Annotated in this window: 18 protein-coding genes and 1 pseudogene; 7 read left to right on the forward strand and 12 right to left on the reverse strand. The window is 35.6% G+C overall.

Annotated features, from left to right (window positions below; all coding sequences use genetic code 11):
- Positions 1-39 precede the first annotated feature (39 nt).
- Together G440_RS0102925 and gyrA are read right to left on the reverse strand one after the other, a co-directional pair.
- The gene (locus tag G440_RS0102925; protein WP_026449926.1) at positions 40-1,299 is read right to left on the reverse strand and encodes a tetratricopeptide repeat protein; all 1,260 of its coding nucleotides are present in this window, start codon (positions 1,297-1,299) and stop codon (positions 40-42) included.
- A gap of 10 nt (positions 1,300-1,309) precedes the next feature.
- A complete protein-coding gene (gene gyrA / locus G440_RS0102930; protein WP_026449927.1) occupies positions 1,310-3,853 on the reverse strand; it encodes a DNA gyrase subunit A in 2,544 nt (847 codons plus the stop codon).
- A 259-nt stretch (positions 3,854-4,112) separates the two neighbouring features.
- On the opposite strand from gyrA, the gene G440_RS0102935 reads away from it, so the two are divergent.
- Complete coding sequence (locus tag G440_RS0102935) at positions 4,113-6,665, forward strand: ATP-dependent Clp protease ATP-binding subunit (RefSeq protein WP_026449928.1); 2,553 nt, start codon at positions 4,113-4,115, stop codon at positions 6,663-6,665.
- Between the two features lie 124 nt (positions 6,666-6,789).
- Complete coding sequence (locus G440_RS19355) at positions 6,790-7,113, forward strand: hypothetical protein (RefSeq protein ID WP_051285114.1); 324 nt, start codon at positions 6,790-6,792, stop codon at positions 7,111-7,113.
- A 62-nt stretch (positions 7,114-7,175) separates the two neighbouring features.
- Here G440_RS19355 and G440_RS0102945 read toward each other — a convergent pair whose 3' ends face one another.
- Together G440_RS0102945 and hutH are read right to left on the reverse strand one after the other, a co-directional pair.
- Positions 7,176-8,060 (reverse strand): T9SS type A sorting domain-containing protein, encoded by an 885-nt coding sequence (locus G440_RS0102945; protein ID WP_026449929.1) that lies wholly within the window; start codon positions 8,058-8,060, stop codon positions 7,176-7,178.
- A gap of 15 nt (positions 8,061-8,075) precedes the next feature.
- Entirely contained in the window at positions 8,076-9,587 is a 1,512-nt protein-coding gene (hutH, locus tag G440_RS0102950) for a histidine ammonia-lyase (protein WP_026449930.1), read from the reverse strand.
- A 182-nt stretch (positions 9,588-9,769) separates the two neighbouring features.
- On the opposite strand from hutH, the gene G440_RS0102955 reads away from it, so the two are divergent.
- Positions 9,770-11,137, forward strand: a complete 1,368-nt coding sequence (locus G440_RS0102955; protein WP_026449931.1) for a TlpA family protein disulfide reductase — start codon at positions 9,770-9,772, stop codon at positions 11,135-11,137.
- Between the two features lie 67 nt (positions 11,138-11,204).
- Here the strand turns inward: G440_RS0102955 and G440_RS0102960 are convergent, their stop codons facing one another.
- Complete coding sequence (locus G440_RS0102960) at positions 11,205-12,758, reverse strand: bifunctional ADP-dependent NAD(P)H-hydrate dehydratase/NAD(P)H-hydrate epimerase (protein ID WP_026449932.1); 1,554 nt, start codon at positions 12,756-12,758, stop codon at positions 11,205-11,207.
- 190 nt (positions 12,759-12,948) lie between these two features.
- Here G440_RS0102960 and G440_RS0102965 point away from each other — a divergent pair, with 190 nt between their 5' ends.
- A complete protein-coding gene (locus G440_RS0102965) occupies positions 12,949-13,353 on the forward strand; it encodes a hypothetical protein (protein WP_026449933.1) in 405 nt (134 codons plus the stop codon).
- A gap of 46 nt (positions 13,354-13,399) precedes the next feature.
- Here G440_RS0102965 and G440_RS20535 read toward each other — a convergent pair whose 3' ends face one another.
- Positions 13,400-16,978: an FG-GAP-like repeat-containing protein gene (locus tag G440_RS20535; RefSeq protein WP_026449934.1), complete on the reverse strand. Its 3,579-nt coding sequence runs from the start codon at positions 16,976-16,978 to the stop codon at positions 13,400-13,402.
- Positions 16,979-17,077: 99 nt separating this feature from the next.
- On the opposite strand from G440_RS20535, the pseudogene G440_RS21450 reads away from it, so the two are divergent.
- Positions 17,078-17,176: pseudogene (locus G440_RS21450) on the forward strand (glyoxalase); the annotation flags it as partial.
- 93 nt (positions 17,177-17,269) lie between these two features.
- On the opposite strand, the gene G440_RS0102975 reads toward G440_RS21450, so the two are convergent.
- The 4 genes from G440_RS0102975 to G440_RS0102990 all read right to left on the reverse strand — a co-directional run bounded on the left by G440_RS0102975 (position 17,270) and on the right by G440_RS0102990 (position 20,875).
- The gene (locus G440_RS0102975) at positions 17,270-17,935 is read right to left on the reverse strand and encodes a M15 family metallopeptidase (protein ID WP_034258895.1); all 666 of its coding nucleotides are present in this window, start codon (positions 17,933-17,935) and stop codon (positions 17,270-17,272) included.
- Positions 17,936-18,118: 183 nt separating this feature from the next.
- Positions 18,119-18,799 (reverse strand): DUF2461 domain-containing protein, encoded by a 681-nt coding sequence (locus G440_RS0102980; RefSeq protein WP_026449936.1) that lies wholly within the window; start codon positions 18,797-18,799, stop codon positions 18,119-18,121.
- A gap of 319 nt (positions 18,800-19,118) precedes the next feature.
- Positions 19,119-19,976, reverse strand: coding sequence for a YitT family protein (locus G440_RS0102985; RefSeq protein WP_026449937.1), 858 nt, complete (start codon positions 19,974-19,976; stop codon positions 19,119-19,121).
- A 446-nt stretch (positions 19,977-20,422) separates the two neighbouring features.
- Positions 20,423-20,875, reverse strand: coding sequence for a KTSC domain-containing protein (locus G440_RS0102990; RefSeq protein ID WP_026449938.1), 453 nt, complete (start codon positions 20,873-20,875; stop codon positions 20,423-20,425).
- Positions 20,876-21,268: 393 nt separating this feature from the next.
- Here G440_RS0102990 and G440_RS0102995 point away from each other — a divergent pair, with 393 nt between their 5' ends.
- Positions 21,269-22,606 carry a glycosyltransferase family 2 protein gene (locus G440_RS0102995; protein ID WP_157417851.1) on the forward strand — a complete coding sequence of 446 codons (1,338 nt, stop codon included), beginning with the start codon at positions 21,269-21,271 and terminating at the stop codon, positions 22,604-22,606.
- 246 nt (positions 22,607-22,852) lie between these two features.
- Here the strand turns inward: G440_RS0102995 and G440_RS0103000 are convergent, their stop codons facing one another.
- Positions 22,853-23,749, reverse strand: coding sequence for a LysR family transcriptional regulator (locus G440_RS0103000; RefSeq protein WP_026449940.1), 897 nt, complete (start codon positions 23,747-23,749; stop codon positions 22,853-22,855).
- A 111-nt stretch (positions 23,750-23,860) separates the two neighbouring features.
- Here G440_RS0103000 and G440_RS0103005 point away from each other — a divergent pair, with 111 nt between their 5' ends.
- Positions 23,861-24,487, forward strand: a complete 627-nt coding sequence (locus tag G440_RS0103005; RefSeq protein ID WP_026449941.1) for a LysE family translocator — start codon at positions 23,861-23,863, stop codon at positions 24,485-24,487.
- A gap of 180 nt (positions 24,488-24,667) precedes the next feature.
- Here the strand turns inward: G440_RS0103005 and G440_RS0103010 are convergent, their stop codons facing one another.
- Positions 24,668-24,913, reverse strand: coding sequence for a cold-shock protein (locus tag G440_RS0103010; RefSeq protein ID WP_051285116.1), 246 nt, complete (start codon positions 24,911-24,913; stop codon positions 24,668-24,670).
- Positions 24,914-25,103: the final 190 nt, after the last annotated feature.

Consider the following 25,103-nt stretch of genomic DNA (forward strand, 5'->3'; position numbering starts at 1 on the left):
GATCAGGGGCTTTTTACTTTTTATAATTAGATAACTATATTATCCTTTAGTCTCTAAAGCCTCAAGCTTGGCCTTCAATTCCTTAAATTTTGAATCGTCTCCCACTTGACCGTACATATTCATTAAAGTTCTAATAACTTCCACATTATTTGGATCAAGTTTATGTGCTTTTTCTAAATAAGGAATAGTTTCCATATAAAGATCTTTTCGTTCCTGCTTGAGTGCATCGTATTTCTTATTATCAGCGGCAGAACTTCCAAGACTATTCATTTTTTCAACGAGTTCGTTTTCTCCAGAAAGTTTTAAAACAGCTAAATTTATTAAGGCTCCATTATAATCAGGTCTCAATTCCAAAGCTTTTTTATAATATTCAATTGCTTTCTCCTTATCTCCTATATCTGCACTTCCAACACCTAGGTTGAAATAGATTTCTGGATTTTCTGGGTCGGAGGCCACAATTTCACTCATCAATTTATTATATCTTGCTACATCGCCCATTTTATAACTCATATCGGCATCTGCGCGCATAAGGTAAACATCATTTGGGTTTTCAGCGCGAGCTTCTTTCATTAAACTTACCGCTTTTTCGTCATCATCTTTTTCAATATAAATCAAGGTCATATTACGAAGGATTTCACCTTTTCTGGATTCAGATACACTTGTTTCAGGTTTAATGTATTGACCAGCTTTAACGGCAATGTTTCTTAGATTTTCAGAATCAAAAGATTCTACTTCTCCAGTTTCTTTATTGGTGGCTACGAACTCTTCAGTTTCTCCCGTATATCCAGCATCAAGTAACATTTGATAATACTTTAAAGCAGCATCGTAATCCTTTCCAGTAACCGCATTTGCGGCAGCGAAATACAGATCGGAATTATCTTTAGAGACCGTATAACTCGTGTAAAGCTTTTCCGTAGCTAGTTCATAACGCTCTGCTTTTTGATCTGCCACTGCTCCATTTATTAAAGCTGCACGTAGGTTTTTTAATTGAGGTGCCAATTGCTCCTGCATTTTCGGGTCAAGTGAAATTGCTTCGGCAAAAGCTGAAGCGGCACCTTTCAATTTTGCGAAATCGGAGCCTGCAGAGCCCAAAAGAGCTTCGCCTTTTAATCCGAAATATTGCGCTTTCATGGAGTTGTCTACAGAGCCAATCATAGGTTCTGCCTCGTTAAGATAGTCTAAGGCTTCATTATAGGAGTTTGACTTTATTGATTTTTCAGCTTTTCTGATTTCTTTCTTTTGACCAAATGAAATAGCAGATACAAAAGCCAGTCCTGTTATTAGAATTCGTTTTTTCATGTGTTAAAGTTTAATCGTTATTTTCGGTTTGAGTTCCATCATTATCAAGAGTGGTGCCATTATTGTTTTCGTCGGTAGTTTCACCTTCAATTTCAATGTCCTCAATATCTTCTTCATCCTCTTTCATTGCTTTTGCAACTGCAGCAATGGCATCGTCCTCTCTTACTTTTATTAAACGAACGCCCTGAGTAGCGCGCCCCATAACGCGAAGATTTGCAACTGCCATTCTAATAGCAATGCCAGATTTGTTGATAATCATTAAATCATCTTCGTCGGTTACATTTTTAATGGCTACTAATTTACCGGTTTTTTCTGTAATATTAATAGTTTTTACTCCTTTTCCACCACGGTTGGTGATTCTATAGTCATCAATTAAAGATCTTTTACCGTAACCGTTTTCAGAAACAACAAGTATATCTGAATCACCTGGATTTACCGCAATCATTCCTATAACTTCGTCGTTTTCATCACCTAAGGTAATTCCGCGAACTCCGGAAGCGTTTCTACCCATTGGTCTTGTTTTCTCCTCTTCAAAGCGAATTGCTTTTCCTGAACGTACCGCGAGCATTACTTGACTGTCGCCCGTTGTAAGTTTTGCTTCAAGCAATTCATCGTCTTCGCGAATTGTTATGGCATTGATACCGTTGGTTCGTGGACGTGAATATTGCTCTAAAGGCGTTTTCTTGACTTGCCCCTTTTTAGTTGCCATAATCACGTAGTGACTATTGATGTATTCTTCATCTTTTAAATCTTGGGTACAGATAAAAGCATTCACTTTATCATCTGGCTCAATATTTATTAAGTTCTGAATGGCTCTACCTTTTGATGTTCTAGATCCCTCAGGAATTTCGAAAACACGCATCCAAAAGCATTTTCCCTTTTGGGTGAAAAACAACATATATTGGTGGTTGGTACCCACAAATAGATATTCCAAGAAATCTTCATTTCGTGTAGATGAAGCTTTTTGGCCAACTCCGCCTCTATTCTGTGTTTTATATTCTGAAAGCGATGTGCGCTTAATATAACCTGCGTGCGAAATGGTTATTACCACTTGCTCATCAGCAATTAAATCGGTTATGCTAACGTCACCACCTGCATATTCTATAGTAGAACGGCGTTCGTCACCATATTTAGTGCGAATTTCTTCAAGTTCTTCTTTTATAATTTGCATTCTACGTTCCTTACTAGCTAGAATATCTCGGTAATCTTGAATTGTTTTCATCAATTCTTCATACTCCGTTCTAAGCTTATCTTGTTCTAGACCTGTTAATTGGCGTAAACGCATTTCAACAATGGCCTTGGCTTGAATTTCACTTAGCTTAAAGGCTTCAATCAGCTTCCCTCTGGCTTCATCGGCATTGGAAGAAGCGCGGATTAAGCGAATCACTTCGTCAATATTATCTGAAGCAATAATTAATCCTTCTAAAATATGGGCGCGTTCCTCTGCTTTTCGAAGTAGATATTCCGTACGGCGAACTACAACTTCGTGGCGGTGTTCCACAAAATAATGGATCAGCTCCTTTAAGTTTAGCATTTGCGGCCGTCCTTTTACCAGTGCGATATTGTTCACACTGAAACTGGACTGCAATGCAGTGTATTTATATAAGGTGTTTAAAACAATGTTTGGGATTGCATCTCGTTTTAAGATGTAAACAATGCGCATTCCATTTCTATCACTTTCGTCACGAATATTTGCAATGCCCTCTATCTTCTTGTCGTTTACCATATCTGCGGTCTTCTTAATCATGTCCGCCTTGTTTACTTGATATGGAATCTCAGTAACAATAATACATTCTCTACCCTTTACTTCTTCAAAAGTAGCTCTCGCTCGCATAACTACACGACCACGGCCCGTATGGAACGCTTCTCGCACGCCTTCATATCCATAAATAATTCCGCCGGTAGGAAAATCTGGAGCTTTGATGTGTTGCATCAAGCCATCAATATCTATGTCATTATCTTCAATATAGGCAATGGTTCCGTCTATAACTTCAGTTAAGTTATGTGGCGGCATATTGGTTGCCATACCTACGGCAATTCCAGATGCTCCATTTATTAAAAGTCCTGGAACCCGTGTTGGTAGCACAGTTGGTTCTTTCAAGGTGTCATCAAAATTCAATTGGTGATCTACTGTGTCCTTATCAATATCTGCCAGCATATCTTCAGAAATTTTCTGCATACGAGCCTCAGTATATCGCATTGCTGCAGGACTATCGCCATCAACAGAACCGAAGTTACCTTGGCCGTCTACTAATAGATAGCGCAAACTCCATTCTTGGGCCATTCGCACCATGGCATCATAAACGGACGTATCACCATGAGGGTGATATTTACCGAGAACTTCCCCCACAATTCTTGCAGACTTTTTATGCGAGCCGGTCGCTCGTATTCCTAATTCGTGCATCCCGAACAAAACCCTTCTGTGTACCGGTTTCATCCCATCCCGCACATCTGGCAGCGCACGTGACACTATGACCGACATCGAATAATCGATGTAGGCAGATTTCATTTCATCTTCAATGTTTATAGGGATCACTTTCTCACCTTCAGTCATAAAAAATAGAATTAATTATCGTTATTAAACTAATGGAGCAAGATACATATTTTCGTAGGCTTAATGGGGTTTTTACGAGTACTTATTCGCCTTTTTATTAACAAAAATGGGGGGCTAAATCGTTAATAAGTATCTATGGAAAAACTTTGAGTTCCAGCATATATTTTGTCCTTTTACTAAAATGATCTGAAAGAGGAACAGTTTTTGTCCTATTTTGGTTAATTTAGTAGTTTAAAAAAGAAGAGAGGATATTTAAGATATGGATGATAATTTTTCCCCCAGAGTAAAAGATGTAATAGCTTACAGCAAAGAAGAAGCTCTTCGCTTAGGTCACGATTTTATTGGTACTGAGCATTTAATGCTCGGTTTATTAAGAGATGGCAATGGCAAAGCGGTGAGCATTCTCAATGCGTTAGCCATAGATTTAAACCATTTAAGAAGAAAGGTTGAAATATTGAGCCCTGCAACTCCAGGGGTTACAACAAACACAAACGATAAAAAGAACCTTCATCTCACCCGCCAAGCGGAAAGAGCGCTGAAGACTACATTTTTGGAGGCCAAGCTTTTTCAGAGTAATTCTATTAATACCGCACATTTGCTTTTGTGTATTCTGCGGAACGAAAATGACCCCACAACAAAATTGTTGAACAAAATGAAGGTTGACTATGACGCTGTTAAAGACCAATTCAAACTTATGATAACAAATGATGATGATTATATAGAATCTCCCAGAGCCGAATCATTTCCAAATGATGATGATACATCTTCGGATGATGCCAACAAAGAGAATTTGTTTGCCGGAACCACGGCAAAAACGAATAAAAAGTCAAAGACGCCTGTTTTAGATAACTTCGGAAGAGATTTAACAGCTATGGCCGAAGATGGAAAACTAGATCCAGTGGTGGGTCGCGAAAGTGAAATTCAACGTGTTTCCCAAATTCTAAGCCGAAGAAAAAAGAACAACCCATTGTTGATTGGTGAACCTGGAGTTGGTAAATCTGCAATTGCCGAAGGTTTGGCTTTGCGTATTATCCAAAGAAAGGTATCGCGTATTCTCTATGACAAAAGAGTTGTAACTTTAGATTTGGCGAGCCTTGTAGCGGGAACTAAATATCGCGGACAGTTCGAGGAACGGATGAAAGCGGTTATGAACGAACTTGAAAAGAATGAAGATATTATTCTTTTTATAGATGAAATCCATACTATTGTTGGTGCCGGTGGCGCAACAGGCTCCTTGGATGCTTCCAATATGTTTAAACCAGCATTGGCCAGAGGTGAAATTCAATGTATAGGTGCAACCACTTTAGATGAATATCGCCAATATATTGAAAAGGATGGAGCACTAGAAAGACGTTTCCAGAAAGTTCTGGTAGAACCAACAACGGTTGAAGAAACTGTTGAAATCCTTCAGAATATAAAAGATAAATATGAAGCACATCACAATGTTATCTATACTGACGATGCAATAATTGCTTGTGTTAAGCTTACCAATAGATATATGACCGAGCGCTTTCTTCCAGACAAAGCTATTGATGCTTTAGATGAAGCTGGATCGCGCGTTCATATCACCAATATCCACGTACCTGAAAAAATCTTGCAAATTGAAAAACAATTAGAAGAAGTACGGGAACTAAAAAACACTGTGGTCAAGAAACAGAAATACGAAGAGGCAGCAAAACTTCGCGATGACGAAAAGAACCTTGAAAAAGATCTTGCTACACATCAAGAAAAATGGGAAGCAGATTCTAAACTTCATAAAGAAACAGTTTCTGAAGAAGACGTTGCAGAAGTAGTTTCCATGATGACTGGCGTTCCAGTGAATAGAATTGCACAAACGGAAAGCAAAAAACTCGCTGCCCTCCCCGACCGTATTAAAGGTAAAGTGGTTGGACAAGATGAAGCAGTTGCAAAGGTGGTAAAAGCAATCCAACGAAATCGTGCAGGATTGAAAGATCCAAACAAACCAATTGGCTCCTTTATTTTCTTAGGTCAAACTGGTGTAGGTAAAACGCAATTGGCTAAGGTTTTGGCCAAGGAGTTGTTTGACTCGGAGAATGCGTTGATCCGTATTGATATGAGTGAATATATGGAGAAATTTGCCATCTCCCGTTTGGTGGGTGCACCTCCAGGATATGTTGGTTATGAGGAAGGTGGCCAGTTAACCGAAAAAATTAGAAGAAAACCTTACGCCGTAGTGCTTTTGGATGAAATTGAAAAAGCGCATCCAGATGTTTTTAATATGTTGCTTCAGGTTTTGGATGATGGTTTTTTAACCGATAGTCTGGGAAGAAAAATTGATTTTAGAAACACTATTATCATTATGACTTCAAACATTGGAGCTAGACAAATTAAAGATTTCGGACAGGGTGTTGGTTTTGGAACTTCCGCAAAGAAAAGTCAAGAAGCCTCTCATACTAAAAGTGTAATAGAGAACGCGCTGAAGAAAACTTTTGCTCCAGAATTCCTAAACCGTATTGATGATGTGATGGTCTTTAATGCTTTGGAAAGAGAGGATATTCATAAGATCATTGATATTGAATTGACTAAATTATTCCTTCGCATTGCTGATTTAGGTTACGATCTTAAACTTACTGACAAGGCCAAAGATTATATTGCCGATAAAGGTTTCGACAAACAATATGGAGCAAGACCTTTAAATAGGGCTATTCAGAAATATATTGAAGATGCCTTGGCAGAAGAAATAATCAACAGCAGTTTGCAGGAAGGTGATGCCATAACAATGGATCTCGATGAAAAGACGAACGAGCTAACTATTAAAATAAAGAAGCAGAAGAAAACTACAGAATCATAGTTATTTAATGCAATCCTTACCATTAATCTTCCCTAGGTTTTCCTAGGGAAGATTTTTTTTTTATAAACATTGTTAAGTCAACTAATTAAAAAACCCTATTTTAGATGTGCGGTAATCTTATTCTATGGTAAAAACCCTACATTTTGAATTTGGAGAGATTCGAGTCTTTCAAAGTTTTGTGGTGGTTGTCATGAAAGAAGGTATTACTGTTAAGCCAGAGCATAACGATGATTTAGTAAATATTTCAGAAAAATACTTTAAAGACAAACCTTTTGGTTATATAACCTACCGAAAAAATAGTTATGCGGTAAATCCAATGGTTTATTTAAAAACTTCAGAAATTGAAAATTTGGTAGCTTTTGCTGTTGTTTGTAAAGACGAATTGAATATAGGCAATCTGGAAGTGGAAAAAATGTTTCTTAAAAAACCTTTTAAGCAATTTATTTAGATGATGCAAAAAATTGGGTGAAAGAATTAATTCGAACTAGCACCAATTAAATCTCAATTTTATTATTTCACAATTTTAAAGGATTTCTTAGTGTCACCGAATCCAGTGGCCAAAATTATATACACACCATTTTGATAATCTGATAAATCAATTCCAATGGAGTTGCGTCCTTCGTTATTTATTCCATGGAGTCTTTTTCCAGAAATATCGAAAACACTTACATTTTTTACATCTTGCGTATTGCTCAAGAGGCAATTATTGCTATTGTTTTGTTTTGATACAACGAGATTTTTCAAATTATCCTTTTTTATTCCTAAATGAAGCGGGATACAATCATCAATAGAATCGAGGTTTGCATAAAAAATTTCGGTGTTTTTAAAGAAACAACTTAAATGCCCAGCTCCGTTTATATCTGGCTTACCTCCTGGAGCATTGATTAAAGATAAAGACCCTGCTCCTTCTATCCAAACAGCATTGTTGGTACTTGTTGTATTTCCGGGGGCAGGTGAAAAATAAAAATGATTATAATTATTGCCATCGGCCAAAGGTTTCGCAACAATGGAATCAAGTAAAAAAGCACCTCCATCCTCAGGGAAAGGACTTATTGGGTTTTTCATATTAAAAACGTCTCCTTCGCTCAATGAAAAGTCATAAAGCAAAAAATCTTCATTAAAGCCTTGATTGACAATATTTAAATACACTTTTCTATTTGCAACGTCTTCACGGAGCAAAAAGGTACGCGAAATAAAATGATACCCATCTAAAATTTTATAAGTCTTGCCATCTACAATCGTGTCACTGTCGGTATAATAAACATCAGTATGGCAACCGAAATAACAAGAGGTAACATGCCATTCATTAATAGTATCCAAGAGCGGTTTATAATTTTGAGAAAAAGCAGCGGTTCCAAAAATTAGAAAACTAGCAATGACTACAATTTGTTTCATGGTTTTAAATTTGATTTAGCAAAAGATTATTTCAGAATCAATATCCATAGCTTTCAAAAATGCAACACTGGCGTGGATATCTTCCGCCATCACTCTATCATTTTCTATAAAAGGAACGATAGAACGATAGGGTTTTAGGAAGGATTCTACAAAAGGAGATGATTTTTTTGAATCTCTAAAACTAAGGGCCTGAGATGCATTCATGAGTTCAATAGCGAGAATGGTTTCAATGTTTTCAATGACACGCAAGCATTTTGTAGCGCCATTTGCCCCCATACTCACATGGTCTTCTTGTCCATTAGATGAAACAATGGAATCTACAGAACTTGGGGTTGTCAATTGTTTGTTTTGGCTTACGATACTTGCCGCTGTGTATTGTGGAATCATAAATCCACTGTTAAGTCCTGGGTTATTAACTAAAAATGCCGGTAATTCACGAAGTCCAGAAACCAATTGATAGGTTCTTCTTTCTGAAATACTTCCAAGTTCAGCCATTGAAATAGCTAAATAGTCAAGCGCAAGTGCTAAAGGTTGTCCGTGGAAATTCCCTCCGGAAATAATAAGATCTTCTTTTATAAAAATATTAGGGTTGTCTGTGACTGAGTTAATTTCAGTTTTAAAGGTCTTGTGTACAAAATTCAAGGTGTCCTTGGTTGCGCCGTGCACTTGAGGAATACAACGAAAGGAATACGGATCCTGCACGTTTTTCTTTTCTGAAAGGCCTAATTCACTTCCTTCCAAAAATTCTAAAATTTGCTCTGCAGTTTTCACTTGTCCACGATGTGGTCGAACTAAATGTACCAAGGCATTAAAAGGGCTCATATTGCAATCAAAAGCATCTGTTGAAATAGCTGCAATCAAATCGGCTAAATAGGATAATTTGTAACTTTTCAGAAGACAATGAACTCCATAAGCGCTCATAAATTGGGTTCCGTTTAGCAAAGCCAATCCTTCTTTTGCCTGAAGGGTGATAGGTTCCCAATTAAACTTCTTGATCATTACCGCTGAAGCAATTTTTTTTCCGCCGTAGTAGACTTCCCCTTTCCCAAGTAAGGGTAAAGCAAGATGAGCCAAAGGAGCCAAATCACCAGATGCGCCAAGACTTCCTTGTGTATAGATTACAGGTAAGATATCATTGTTATAAAAGTCAATCAGCCTTTCAACAGTTTCAATCTGAACCCCACTATAACCGTAGCTTAAGGATTGAATTTTAAGCAAAAGCATTAATTTAATAATGGGCTTCGGTACAAACTCACCAGTACCACAAGCATGAGACATTACTAAATTTTCTTGTAACTGTGAAAGGTTTTCAGCAGAAATCTTTACGTTACACAAAGACCCAAAGCCTGTGTTTATTCCATAAACGGGCGTGTCATTATCCTTCATTTTATGGATTAGGTATTCGCGGGATTTTCTAATGTTGAGTTGCGCTTCTTCAGATAGCGCTAATGTTTTATGGTTTTCGATTATTTCCTTCACTAAAGATAAATCGAGAATTTCTGTACTTATATAATGGGTCTCTTGCATGGGAATCTATTATTTCTGCAAAAGTACAGATTTTTAATCTTTGTTCCAGTTTTCTTCCACTTCAAAGCGAATACTTGTTGCTTATTTCAGGTTTATAATAGTCTTTAAAATAATTAAGCTGCAATGAAAGTATATGCCTGCACAATTTGTAATTTTACAAGCATATCAAAAAATAGTTCTATATGAAAAAAATAATTCTAATTTTCTCTGTGCTTGCAGTTATGTCTTGCAAACAGGAAGAAAAACCTACCTATTCTATTATTGACGGAACGGTAGAAAATAATACCGCAGACAACGTAGTCATTCGAGGCAATTCTATTGAAACCAAACTTCCAATTGATGGAAGTGGAGGTTTTTCCGATACTGTTCATATAAAAAATGATGGTTTTTATGAAATGTATATCGGTAGAGAACGCACCGGAATCTATCTCGAAAAAGGTAAAAATCTTTCCGTGACAGTAAATGCCGATGGGTTTGATGAAACTATAAAATATTCAGGCGACTTGGCAAATACCAACAATCTTTTAGCTTCAAAGTTTCTTTGGGAAGAACAAAATACCGATTATAAAGAACTCTATACCTTAGATGAAAACAGTTTTTTGGAACGAGTGGACCAAAGACAAAAAAGTCTTGATAGTCTTTATTTGACCAGTAATATTGCTAACGAGGTTTTCAATAATGCACTTCAGGATGAAGATAGCTATTCAAAAGCTATATTGATTGAAAATTATAGCGATGCCCACAGCTATTTTATGGGAAAAGAAGATTATAAGGTTTCTGATAATTTTTACGATCAGGTAAAAGGTATAAATTATAAGGACACGGTAGCCTACCGTAATTCCGTAGCCTACCAGAATTTATTGAATGCCCACTTTAATCGTTTAGTAAGTGAAGAAACTGCGAAAAACCCTGATGGGAACGAGACTCTTTTATACTTAAAGAAAGTAGATGCCGCACTTCCAAATGGATATGCAAAAGATAAAATAATGAGTTCTTATTTGCAATTTGGTTTAAAAGCCGATGCGTCACTTGACGAGGCATACACTATTTATAAAGAAAGCAATCCGAACGCAGAAAACCTGGCTAAAATTACAGGACATTACAATAAACTAAAGTCAATTACTGTGGGCAGCCCATCCCCTACTTTCAATTATGAAAATCATAAAGGTGGAACTACAAGTTTGGCAGATCTAAAAGGAAAATATGTTTATATCGATGTTTGGGCTACTTGGTGTGGACCATGTATTCGCGAGATTCCTTCGCTTAAAGAAATGGAAAAGGACTACGGTGATAAAAACGTTCAGTTTGTAAGCATTTCCATAGACGAACCGAAAGATTACGACAAGTGGAAAGCGATGGTTTCTGAAAAGGAATTGGTTGGAATTCAGTTGATCGCAGACAACAATTGGAAATCTAAATTTGTGGAAGACTATGCAATCCTCGGAATTCCAAGATTTATATTGCTTGATCCAGAAGGAAACATTGTTTCATCTGATGCACCTAGACCTTCAGATTCACAGCTTAGAAAAACTTTTGACGAATTGATGTAATCTTCTTTTCGACTAAGATTTTAAGCCACGAATTCACGAATATAATTTATAATTCGTGAATTGGTGGCTATTTTTTTTCCTCTGGTTCTGTTGGCGCTTCATTTGCATCTTCATTTTGAAATAAATCGAGATAAGCTTCTGATAAATTTTCTACGATATCTCCAGACATTACAGCCTCATATCCCATTTGTCCCGCAGCAATATCTCCAGCCCTTCCGTGCATATAAACTCCAAAAACAGAAGCTAATAGTGGATCATATCCTTGAGAAAGTAATCCTGTTAATACGCCACTAAGCGCATCTCCACTTCCTGCAGTGGCCATTCCTGGATTTCCAGAAGTATTGATATAAAGTTGATCGCCAAAAACAATAGCGGAATATGCGCCTTTAATAACCACAACAACTTCGTGTTTATTTGAAAATTTCTTTACTTTTTCCAGTTTATCGTAGTCGTTTTTCCATTTGTCGATAAGTCGCTTTAATTCGCCAGGATGTGGGGTTAAGATGGAGTTCTTCGGAAGTAATTTTAACAAATCCTTGTTTTCTGAAATATTGTTTAATGCATCGGCGTCAATGACGAAAGGAGCTCTATTGTTTTTAAACAGTTTTTCAAGTGCTTTTACAGTTTCTTTGTTTTTTCCTATTCCCATGCCCACTCCAATTGCCGAAGGTTCAAAATCCAAAGTGATATCACTTATAAATTTCTCTTCTTCATCAGTAATCACCATGGCTTCAGGAATTGCTGTTTGTAGAATAGTGTAGCCACATTTTGGGATAAAAGCTGTTAGCATTCCAGCGCCTATTCTAAACGCTGCGGTGGTTGAAAGAACAGCAGCTCCTATTTTACCATAACTTCCAGCAATAATCAATGCGTGGCCATAAGTATTTTTATATCCGAATTTTTCCCGAGGTTTATAAAAATGCTGGGCTTCAGCTTTTGATATCAGCTGGGCCAAAGGTTCAGTATTATGAAGAAACTCTTCATCTAGACCTATATCCAATACATCAAAATTTGTTGCAAAAGGAGCGGTTTCGGGTAAAAAGAAAGCCAGTTTTGGGGCTTGGAAGGTTAAGGTGTGATCTGCTTTTAAAACCGCATCAGGATCAGTGATAGGTGAATTTGAAAAAAGACCACTGGGAATGTCAATAGCCAGTTTATATGCATTGCTTTCATTTAGATATTGAATTAATTTTTTCACCCAACCTTCTGGGCACCGATTTAAACCAATACCGAAAATAGCATCCACAATAATATCATCATCATTAATTTCGGGAAAATCTGCTTCTCCTTTCATTAAAAATCGCCCGTTGTTGGTTATGGCTTTTATTTTTTGATAGTTATGAAGAAAATTTTGCGAACGCTTATCGCTGCAGTTTACTACATATATCAAGACGGTATAGCCATGTTCCAGCAAAAATCTACCAAGCACAAGACCATCGCCGCCATTATTCCCGATACCACAGAAAATACGAATAGGAACTGGCGCGTTGTTTAAACGTTTATGGAGCCAATTGAAAACCTGCGTTCCCGCATGTTCCATAAGTTCTTCAGAAGTGATTTGGTTTTTTTTGACAGTGGCTTTGTCGGCTTCGTATAGTTGTTCTGCAGAAAATATTCTCATAATACTATTTTTCGTTTTTCAATATGAATGAAGCGGTGGCACTTTTATTTAAAGTAAATGTCGCCGAATAATAAGTTAATTAGTCAAAGATAATAACAATCTGCCGCATTGTTGAAAAGAACGTTTATAACTAAATGCTAAAGTCTCAAAAAACCGATCTGAAATTTATAATTTTAAGAAAAACCAAATTATGGAAACGAGAGACAGCTTACTACTAAATATGCGCCCGGAAATTCCAAGTGCAAAAATTAACTCTAATATGTCTGCCGACGAGTGTTTTCAAAATAAAACCCTTCGTCCAGTCATAAAATTTCAAAACTATCTTTTGCTCGCAGCTTTTAAAAATTATGTGAACAAACATAAGAATGTGTTTTATGATCTAAATGTAGAAAAGAAATTGGATTATATTGAAAACGCAATCCACAAGGATATGAAGTTCCGAAACTCCTTAAAAGGGATGATTATTGGTCAGTTCACTATAGAAGAATTTGATATATATATTCAAAATTCTTCCGCTTTAAATAAACGAATGATGGATATGGTAAAGGAAAGACTGAAAAGCAATATTCAACTTTTGGAATATGATTTTGCTTGATAGTTGGAAGGCATCCGTTAATTTTTTAAATAACCATTCATCATACCTATTCCATTAGAAATTTTCTAACAGACTCGTATGAATTTATATCTATCAGTTTAATGAAATACAGACCCTTTTCTAATCCAAATACATCAATAACATCAATTCCGCGAGCATTTTGTTTAATTAATATTGGTTGTCCCAATTGATTGTATACCTCTGCACTCACAATAGTCCCTGTAGTTTTAATGTGTAAAACGTCCTTTGTAGGATTTGGATAGATAGTTATTTTGTTTGTTTTAAAGTTTTCTATACTTAATTCATCAACAATGGTAGTTGTTACTGTATTTGTGATAATAGGCGCATTAAAATCAAAGTATATATTGGCAAGATTTGAAATGTTGTCTCCTATATCCAAGGAATTTATAGGTTTTATTTTATATTGAATATACCCATGTGATTCATGTTCATTAATCGTGGATGCGGGTAGATTAATACCATCAAACCTGAAGGTCAATTGACCGCCATCTCTAATTTCTACAACTGTATTATGACTTGTATTTTGCAATTGAAGGGTGGTCCAATCTAAATTGGCGTCAAGACTATTTGTAACCTTCACGTTTATTGCTGCAGCAGTACCAACATTTTGAAAACGAATAATATAATGTAGAAAATCATCAGCTTGCTCAAGTAATATTTCATCACCTTCCAAAACCTGAATATCATTTGGATCAAAAGAGTTGACAACTGTTTGGTTACACGTAAAAATATTGTCTTCTTCAGTATAATCTCCACTAACTGGAGTTATTTCTGCAACAAAAGTCAATATATCGCCCTGTTGGTTGATTGGTGGAACCGCCACTTCTAAATTCACATCAATAGTTCGAGTTTCAAAAGGTAGGAATTCAGCATAATCAAAAGTTAAACTGTTAGTTGTTTGCGATGTAACTGGTTCGCTGGCGTCAAGAAAGCTAAGTTTAGTTCCATCAAAAGTTAAATTAATGTTTCCATTTAGTTCTGTTGAACCTACGTTAGAATAAACTATTTGGTAGTTTGCATCAAAACCTGGCTGAGCCTGACTTAAAGGATAAACGGAAATATTTAAATCATTAATACTTTGATTGCGCTGAATGCAGAAATCTGCAATTGCTACTTCACCTAAACCAGTGAAATTTGAATTATAAGAAACAGGATTGATATCATAATAAAACGGAAGCTCATAGGCAATAGTCGTAATAAAATTACCTTGCCCAGTATTTATTGAATATAAGCCATTGTTTTGTGAAAATGTTGCATAACTATCTGTTCCATTATCAGTAGTTATAAGAACATTGGCTATTGCAGAACTGTTTGTGCTACAGCCATTGTTTTCAGTATCAAAACTTATTTTTCCGTTTACGGCATTATAGATTGTTCCCAAGTTTTCATACCAAGCTATTTTATTATCATTTTGCGATGCAGAAAGAATATCCATATCACCATCTCCATCAATATCCTTTGCATACACGTAGTGGGCTCCATCAGCCACGGAAGATATAACTTGTTGAGCTCCAAAGTTTCCGAGGCCATTTTTATTTTCGTACCAAGCAATTTTATCGTCGTTAAAAGATGCAGAAATTACATCTAAATCACCATCATTATCAATATCTGCTCCAAATACTGATCTGGCTTCTAAAGCATTCGTTGTAATTATACGTGCTTCACTAAATGTACCAGTACCATCTAAATTTTCATACCAAGCAATTTTATTGTCCGATTGTGAAGCAGAAACAATGTCATTATCACCATCATTGTCTACATCAAACCCTTGTACTGAATGTGCTCCCATAGCATCTGTGGCAACTATTTGTTGGGCGCTAAAACTTCCCTGACCATCAGTATTTTCATACCAAGCTATTTTATTGTCTCCGGAAGAAGCTGAAACAACATCCATATCAGTATCGCCATCAAAATCGCAAGCGAATACACTTTTTGCAGAAAGGGCATCTGTACTTATAATATTCTGAGGGCCAAAATTGCCAGCGCCATCTGTATTTTCAAACCAAGTTATTTTATTGTCATCTTGCGAAGCGGCCAATATATCCATGTCGCCATCACCATCAAAATCAGCTGCAAAAATTGATTTTGGCTCAAGGATTTGACTATTTATTCTAATTGCAGGTCCATAATTACCCAACCCATCAAGATTTTCAAACCAAATAATTTTGCTGTAACTATTATTATTATAAATAGCTGTTACAAGATCGTTGTCGCCATCACCATCAATATCTGTGTAAATGACAGTATATAATTCATTCTCGTTGCTTTCATATACAATATTTTGGTGGCTAAATGAACCTGCACCATTTAGATTGTTATACCAAGCAACCTTACCATCTTGCCAAGATCCAGAAACCACGTCTACTGTACCATCATTATTTATATCTGCTGCTACCACACAACTGGCACCATCTGCGTTTTCAGTAATGATTTGTTGTTCGCCAAAAGTACCAAGGCCATCTATGTTTTCGTATAAGGCAACTTTATCTTGTATTTTAGATGCAGACACCACATCCAAATCGCCATCAGAATCAGAGTCAAAAACATATATAGAATAGGTTCCAGGAGCATTACTACCTATTGTTTTCAAAGATCCAAAATTACCTTGACCATCAATATTTTCAATCCAGAATACATTTAAGGCATTTCCTTCTTTGCCAAACACAAGATCCATATCTAAATCTCCATCTATATCAGCCGCTTGTACGGACCTTAAATCACTTATGTTTGTTATGATTATGGGTGTTGCAAAAGTTCCTTGTCCATCCGTATTTTTATAAAGTAATGCCTTATTTTCGACATTAGTAACTGCAATAATATCCTTATCACCGTCATTATCAATATCAGTAACAGTAACGTCATAAAATCCTGTAGTGTTACTGTCAATTAATCGAACGCCAGTACCAAAACCTCCTACTCCATCTAAATTTTCAAACCAATAAACACCTCCATAACCAACTTCCCCTTTAGCAGCAATTATGTCTAAATCGCCATCGCCATCTAAATCATCAGCATAAACAGCATTAACTTTTCCTGAGACACTTTGTAACAAAATTTGCCTTGGTCCAAAATTCCCTAACCCATCCAAATTTTCGTGCCAAGAAACTTTAAGATCCCAACTGCCTGTTATTACGTCCATATCACCATCACCATCTAAATCAGCAGCAAAAATTCCTCCAACAGGACTTGGGTAGCTTGAGGGAAATAAACGTTTTGGACCAAAATTTCCTAACCCATCTAAATTCTCATACCAACCTATACTCGGCTCATTACTATCACCAAAACCTGCAATAACATCCATATCTCCATCGCCGTCTAAGTCTGCGGCATATACTTTTCTGGAAAGATATTCTATGTCTGTAATAACGTTAACTTGTCCGTATTGAAAGCTTCCGTTGTTGTTAGCGTACCAAGTAATACCACTTGTAATAGAAGCAGATAGCAAGTCTTCATCGCCATCACCATCGATATCTGCAGCAAAAACAGAAGTAGCTCCATCAGCAGCAAATGTTTTATCGATAATGATATGCTCTGTAAAACCAATTTGTGAAAAAATTGGTAAAGATGTTAGTACAAAAATGAAAGTTTGTATTAATATTTTCATAGATCCTAAATAGTTTATTCTTACAAAAATATGTGAATTTTGTTAAAATATTATCTTCAATTTATATTTTCCAATTGATATTATTTAAAAAATGATCGTTATATCCAAAATTCATCTGCATTAAATAAACGAATGATGGATATGGTAAAGGAAAGACTGAAAAGCAATATTCAACTTTTGGAATATGATTTTGCTTAAATTAAGCTTTACATTCTAAGGGATAGCTTGTAAAATTTTCTTTATTTTTCTGATTTGAAACTAATTAGCAATTACGCTAATAATTTCTCCCATCTATTCTATTTCCGAAAAAGGGATATTCTGAATTCGATATGATTCCCAACCCTGAAAATCAAAATGCCACCATTCAAATTCGTAAACCTTAAAGCCGTGTGCTTCCATTTTACTTCGCAGAAGGTCTCTCATTTCGCGTTGTTCAGCAGTTCCTCCTTCATATTCTGGGTAGGAACGCTCAGTCATCTCGTCATATTCACCCGTCATTGCTACTGGTTTTCCTGTGCTTAAATCTAATAATGTTAAGTCCACAGCGCAACCTCTATTGTGGCGAGAGCCTTGTTTGGGGTTTGCTACAAATTTTTTATCTTCTTTCGAGGTTATATCCCAAAAGACTTTGGTTACACTCCAAGGGCGATATCCATCAAAAATAATTAGACCATAACCCAGTGGTTCAAGCTCCTTGTTTACTTTCACCAGCTGCAAAGCCGCTGGGCGTTGTAGAAAAGCCCTAGCTTCGGTATAAACTGGTCTTCCCACAAAATTATTGCTACCCGCATAGCGAATGTCTAATTTTAAAGTTGGATCTAGCTTTATTAATTCAACTAAATCAGTTTGCTGAAAATTTCCTTTTTCCTGAGGTGGTTTTACCGCACAACTGCTTATTAATAATACAAAACAAAGAATGAAAGTAACTAAAAGGAAGTTTTGTTTTTTCAGAAACATAGTGAAATACTTTATTGATTTAAATTTGCTAATGATAATTTAATATTTTCTTCTAAAACAAGAAGACATTAAATTCTTTGATTAAGAATATCAAAGGTGCGATTATAAAATTTATATTCTATAATTAATTTCAATATGATTTATACCAGAATTTCCTACTAAAAGTGTTTGCTCTTCTAAAACTTACTCCAAAAGGGAAACTCCATTCAAATCTGTGGTTAAAACATCGCTCATATAATCAAAAAATGGACGGAGTAAGCTATAGTGATGAATCAGGTTTTCCTTAAAGTCGGGCGCAAAAACCTCTTCATCTGTAAAGTCATGTTTAACAGTAAAACTTTTAAGACGAATTAAATCTATGTTTTCATCTTCTGCATTAAAACCTCTTGGCGCTGTTTTAACTGCATTTCTTTGTATAAAACCTCCAAAGGCTTTTTTGAAATCCTTCTTCGCTAAAATCTCTCGAACTTCAGAAGGATCCATTTCAAACTCTTTTCTTATTCTTAATAGATCTGCGGGATTTGGATCAAAAAATCCTCCGGCCATATAACTGTTTCCACACTCTAAACGCAGGTAATATCCGCCACGGCGCTGTGCTCCTGCCCTACTGAAACTAACACTCCGGTGCGAATTATAAGGCGTTTTATTTTTACTAAACCGAATATCGCGGTTTATTCTAAAGATTTTAGTTTTTGAAATCTCATCGGTTATATTCAAACTCTTTTCTACTTCGCTATAAAATTCCTTTAAAGCTTTTTCGTTGGTTAAATATTCTTTTTTATGCTCCTGCATCCAATCGCGATTATTGTTTTCTTTTAATCTTAAAAGGAATTCAAAAGCCGATTTTGGTATGATCGGATTCATGTTTTTTTTATTTTGAATCATTAGTGTCCGATTAAAATATCACGAAATTTTGTTCAGCCAAAGCTGACAGGCGCTAAAAGCAGTTTTATTAAGTGACAGCTTTCTGTTAGGTTCACTATTGAAATTTAACAAATAAAAGGTGTGTTTAATCAATTTGACCTAATTATCAAGCTATTAGCAAGCAAGTCTTATGTCTTACCTCTATCAGCGAAGCGGCCCGCCCGCCGTAGGAGGGTCTTACATCTTAGTCGGACACGACTAATTTTGAAAGCAAATATAGGGCTTACAAAAACAACAAAATGATAAGCATTCACTTAACTCAGCTCAAAATATTATTCGATTCTAAAACGTTTATCTGGGCTTCGGGATCAATTTTGTATATTATGTTTTTTATAACATCAAGTTTTTTGGTATTTCGGGTTACCAAAATCATTTTTTCATTGCTATCGTGGTGAATCAATTTTAAGATTCCATCGGTGCTTTTTCGGTTTAATAAAATCTCCTCTTGAATCAAAAGGTTTTTGGTAGAAAAGACTAGAATGGTTTTGTTCTGTACGGACTTCTTCATATAATATTCTATGGTCTTACTGATGGCTATGATAGCCACGATACTATAAGCAGCCATCGTGAAATCTGCAAACACCATGGTGCCCAAAAATATTACACTACCATCTACAATCAACATCAACTTATTATAAGGCAGTCTTATTTTAGTGGAAAGGATTCTAACCAGGATGTCATTCCCGCCCGTTGTTGCGCCAGCGTTCATTACGATAGCAACTGAGAAGCCAATGATCACACCTCCAAAAATTGAAGACATAAGAACGTCATCTATAAAAACCTTTCCTTCAGTTATGGATGAAATAATATCAATATAGAATGATACAAGCACCATGGAGAACAAGGTTTTTAATCCTGTCTTATTTCCCAAAACCTTCGTGCCCCAAATTAAAAGAGGGATATTAAACAACAATGCAACCCAACCGATTGAGAAACCCGTTAATTCTTTAATTACGATACTCAAACCCAAGATTCCACCGGGAACTATATTATGCGGAATGATCAACAGCGCATATGCTGCTGCCAAAAGCGTGGAGCCTAAAAGCACATGAGTATAGCTTTTTAACTCGCTTAATACTAGTTGCTTTTCTAATTTGATGGCAAAAACATTTTTCATATTTAATCTTCTGGTTTTTATTTTGTTTAGGATGTAATTGGTATCAATAATGGAAATAAGTGTCGTGCGTCTTAACTTTCTAGCTTACTTCATTAAATAAAAAAAGTCCCTTTGATTTTGGGTTTATCAAAGGGACTTAAAACAATTATTGAACTTTGTTTTATTCACTTTGATAAATATGTACATGCTTATGGAGGTTTCTCAACATCCAATGTTTATTATAATTGTAATGGGATGATTTTTTCATTTTATAAAGTGTACTATACTAAAAAAGCGTTCCTTTTGGGGGAACGCTTTTTATAATCTATTTATAATCGTCCTATACCCCAGAGAATTCTCTGTACATTTTACAAATTGTATGTGAATGTAAGTGCTTCATTATTAGAGCGCGAAATTAGGACTATTTTTATGCTATTAAAATGGGCTTTATGAAAACTTTGACGTTTTTAAACCACTTCCTCAACAGCACGTTTTGATTTTCTATAAAGATAGTTTGGATAAATTGTCCGTTTTGCAAAACGGTTAAGCTTATCGCTATTCACCATCTTGATATATACTTGTCTGGTTACTCCAAAATACTCATACGTACTTCCATCTAAATAGGTAATCTCCAAAAGCATTCCTTTGTGTTGAAAATCGGCTATTCCCGAATTAGTAACAGTTTCGGTGTATTCTGCAAGATTTGCTTCTTTTGTTTCAGGAGCTATGCTTACAAGAAAATGATACCCATCTATTATTCTTCGGCTATTTACTTCGGCCTCCTCCTGTCTTTCATCTCCATCTTGAAATTTATCTGGATGCCACTCTTTAACCAAATTACGGTAACTGGTCTTTAGAGCTTTTAATTCTATTTTTTGTTCAACCCCGAAGAGTTTTTTGTATTCATTAATACGTTTCATACTTTGTTTTTTCGAAGGCGCGAAATTACAGTATAATAGCTTACGAATTACATTTTTATGAAAAATAAAGATTTATTTAAAAATTCGCTTCACATTGTATTCTGAAATTGTATCTAAGTGTGTAACTGTATACCTCAATTGTATAATAATTATACACTTTCTAAATCACGTGTTTTTGAACACACTTGTATTTCAGGGTGTTATCCAATGGCATAGGAGTTGACAATAGGGACACGAACCAAAATACATTAAAGCATCCCTACAATGAAAATGGAAATAGAGACACTTACCTCAAACAATACAATCGATCAAACTAATATAAATTCATCTACTACTTCTTCAGAATATAAGAGAACGGAACAACTGGAAGAGATAGAATCGAAAATAAATAAAATGGAAAAACCTGGGAAAAAACGATCAAACCCTTGGGGTATTTTCGTTCTGTTCAGTACTTTTCTATTAATGATTGGAGCGACTTATCTTTTCTTCTATCTGGATACTGACTTTGCTGCATTTCGCGAAGAACGCTTAAGTTCAACTTGGGGCTTTGCTTTTTTAGTATTGGCTATGGGGCTATTTGTTTTTAAGGCGGGATTCTTTGTGTATACACTCTACCAATATTTTAGATATAAAGCTATTGAGTCTGTATCAAATGAGGAATTGCCAACTTGTACGGTTATCGTTCCAGCTTACAACGAAGGAAAACAGGTTTATGATACTTTAATGAGCTTGGCAAATAGTGATTATCCTGAAGCTAAATTACAGCTACTTTCTATTGATGATGGTAGTAAAGATGATACTTGGTACTGGATGAAGGAGGCCAAGAAAATATTGGGTGATCGTGTTGATATTTACCAACAGCCAAAAAACAAAGGAAAACGTCACGCATTATACCGTGGTTTTAACTTAGGCTCCGGCGACGTTTTTGTAACAGTTGATAGTGACTCTATAGTGAAAGCGGACACTTTAAGAAATTTAGTAAGTCCGTTTATCGTTGACGAAGATTGCGGTGCGGTTGCGGGTAATATTCGTGTGTTAAACAATAAAAAAGCACTTCTTCCAAAGATGTTAGATGTGAGTTTTGTATTGAGTTTTGAATTTGTGCGTTCGGCAGAAAGTAATCTAAACTCTGTATTATGTACACCGGGCGCCTTGGCAGCCTATAGAAGAACTGCTGTTTTTGCCTGCCTTCCAGAATGGATCAACCAAACTTTTATGGGGAAACCATCAGATATTGGGGAAGACCGGGCCATGACTAATATGATCTTAAAACAAGGTTATAAAGTATTGTTCCAAAGAAACGCTTATGCCTATACCAATGTACCAGAAAATTACACTGGACTATATAAGATGTTTATTAGATGGGGCCGAAGTAATGTTCGCGAAAATATTGAAATGTCAAAATATGTTTTCACAAATTTTAGAGAAGAATCAAAAACAGGAATCCGCTTGCTATTTGTAAGCCAGTCGCTAAAGATTATAATGAGCTATCCGTTTATCTTATTTATGATGTTCTTTATTGTAACGCATCCTATTTTATTCCTCAGCTCGACACTATTTGGAATTCTGATATTCTCAAGTTTCCCGATGTTATTTTATGCGAAAAGATATAACTTATCAGAATCCTTTTGGGCATTTTCATACAGTGTATTATACACATTTGCCTTATTCTGGATTACTCCTTATGCTATTGCAACCGCAAGTAAAAGAGGTTGGTTAACAAGAGGCTAGACATTAATTAAATTGAAATATTTTATTTCTTTATATTTAGGGAACACCCGCATTACCAAGTTAAACAGCTATTAACCAACTAAAAACTAGTTTTGCGGGTGTAATATAAAAGATTGAAATTGGTTGTATAAACCAAAAAGAGACGTTAAGAAGGTTTGAAATAAATTCAGCTTCATAAGGTCTTTTTTTATGGAAACTTGTTCGGGTTTAGATGAGTGAAAACGTATTAGGTTTTAAAAATATTTATTACAAATCTATTTTCCGCTTAATATTATCACCAAGTATTACTGAATGCTTGAGTATATTCTTAATTACAGAGTTTTCATCTTTTTTGCGCCAATTAATATATAAATCTACTTCCTCGGGTAATTTGATGAATCTTACGTTGGAATTAGCTCCAAACTGAAATGAATACGGCAAAATAGAAATTCCTAAACCATTGGAAACCAAATTTAATATCAGCCCTCCAAAATCGGTTTCTATATTGGTTTTAGGATTAAACCCATAAGTATTAAATATTTTTCTTAATAAAGAGGCGAAATAAGTGCTATGATGTAATCCTGAAAGTATAAAGCTTTCCTTTTCCAAACTTCTTAAATCTTGGAAGTCTTCCTCAAGTAGCCAATGATTTTTTGGCACCACCAAGCACACCGGCTCCGAATATAACTTACGTGAAGAAAGCGCAGGATGTTGCACTGTATCTCTACTGAATGCTATATCAACATGATAATCCAATAGCAATTTTTCATTAATAGCATCTGTAGGTTCTACAAGTTCCATTTTCATGTCTGGCATTTCGGCCGTAAAGGTTCTGAGTAATTCAGGTAAGAAAGTGGTTGAAATAGAACCTGGATAACCAATGGATATAATACCGGTGTTTCCAAGGCTGATTTTCCTGGCCTGTGTATGCGCACGCTCCATTTCGTCTACTATACCTTCCCAGCGTTCCTTGAGAAATTTTCCTGCGGCTGTTAGGTTTACATTTCTCTTATCTCTTTCAAACAACTTAAATCCAAGCTCTTCTTCCAATGTTTGGATTTGTCTGCTTAGGGAAGACTGAGAAATAAACACTTTCTCCGAGGTCTTCCAAAAATGTAGCTCTTCTGCAAGAACCAAAAAATATCTTATTTGTTGAGTAGTCACGATTAATTCATTTTATGCATTAATACGTCAAATATAAATATTTTTAAGATACTGCATATACCATTTCTTTGCATTATAATTGAAGAACTATAATCTACTAAGAAAACACAAATGGGAATCGAAAATTTTATGACCTTTGGGATGACGGCATTGTTTTTTATAATGATTCCTGGAACGGATACCTTGTTTGTTTTAAACAGAACGATAAGCCAGGGAAGGTCTTCAGGCACCTATGCTGCATTAGGTGTAAATGCTGGTGTTATCGTCCATACCCTTTTGGCTGCCTTAGGTTTATCTATCCTTGTTGCCCAATCTGATTTAGCTTTTAAGGCAATTAAATATGTTGGGGCTATTTATATTATCTACTTGGGTGTGGCTCAAATAAGAACGAAGGCAACTCCAATGACCATAAACGGAGTAATTCCAATTAAAGGCACACGGAAGAGCAACTTTGTTTCGGGCTTCTTTACCAATGCTTTAAATCCGAAAGTTGCATTATTCTTTTTGGCATTCTTTCCACAGTTTATAACTCCTAGTCAAATTCAGAGTCCAATTCCATTTCTTGTTTTGGGTATCACCTATACCTTGATTGGAATTGGATGGTATCTTTTTTTAACTTTTTTTGCGGGTCAATTTTCTAAAAATTTTCAGGAAAATCCAAAAGCAAATCTATGGATTAATAAGATTTCGGGGATTGTTTTTGTCTTGATGGGACTTGGAATTGCATTTGCAGGGTAAAACATTAAAATCTTTATCTCCAAGATATTTTGGCTGAATAATACAATCCCAAAATTAAATTATATAGGATAGGTGGAGTGCAGGAATATGATTTGGACTGTTGTAAATTCTAACTCAAGTTTTCATATAAAAAAAGACCATCCGCTAAGATGATCTTTTAAATATTTGATTGTTAGCTTGTTAAATCAACTTTACTTTTACTGCGCTAGGGCCTTTTTCATCTTGTTTCACATAAAACTGAACACGGTCATTCTCACGAATTTTATCAATTAGATTGGTTGAATGAACGAAAATATCTTGATCTGAGTCTTTTTCTTTTATAAAACCAAAACCTTTCTTCACGTTGAAAAATTTTACGGTACCTTCTTTGAGAACCTTCTCTTCTTTATTATTATTGAATAATCTATTTATAAATTCTTTTAACATTATTTCTGTTTTTAATTAAAAACCTGCTTTCCACTCATTGTTGGGTACACAGTTTCTTTTTCCTAAATTTTTATACGTTTAAAATTGGGCTATAGCCACAAGCCCTAATTATTTTTTAAATGAAAAGCTGCATTGTATTCTTCAGAAGCTTTAACTACAAATTTATATATTTTACTCAATCTGCATAATG

Origin of the sequence: Aequorivita capsosiphonis DSM 23843, assembly GCF_000429125.1 — a bacterium.
GTDB classification, from domain to species: Bacteria; Bacteroidota; Bacteroidia; order Flavobacteriales; family Flavobacteriaceae; genus Aequorivita; species Aequorivita capsosiphonis.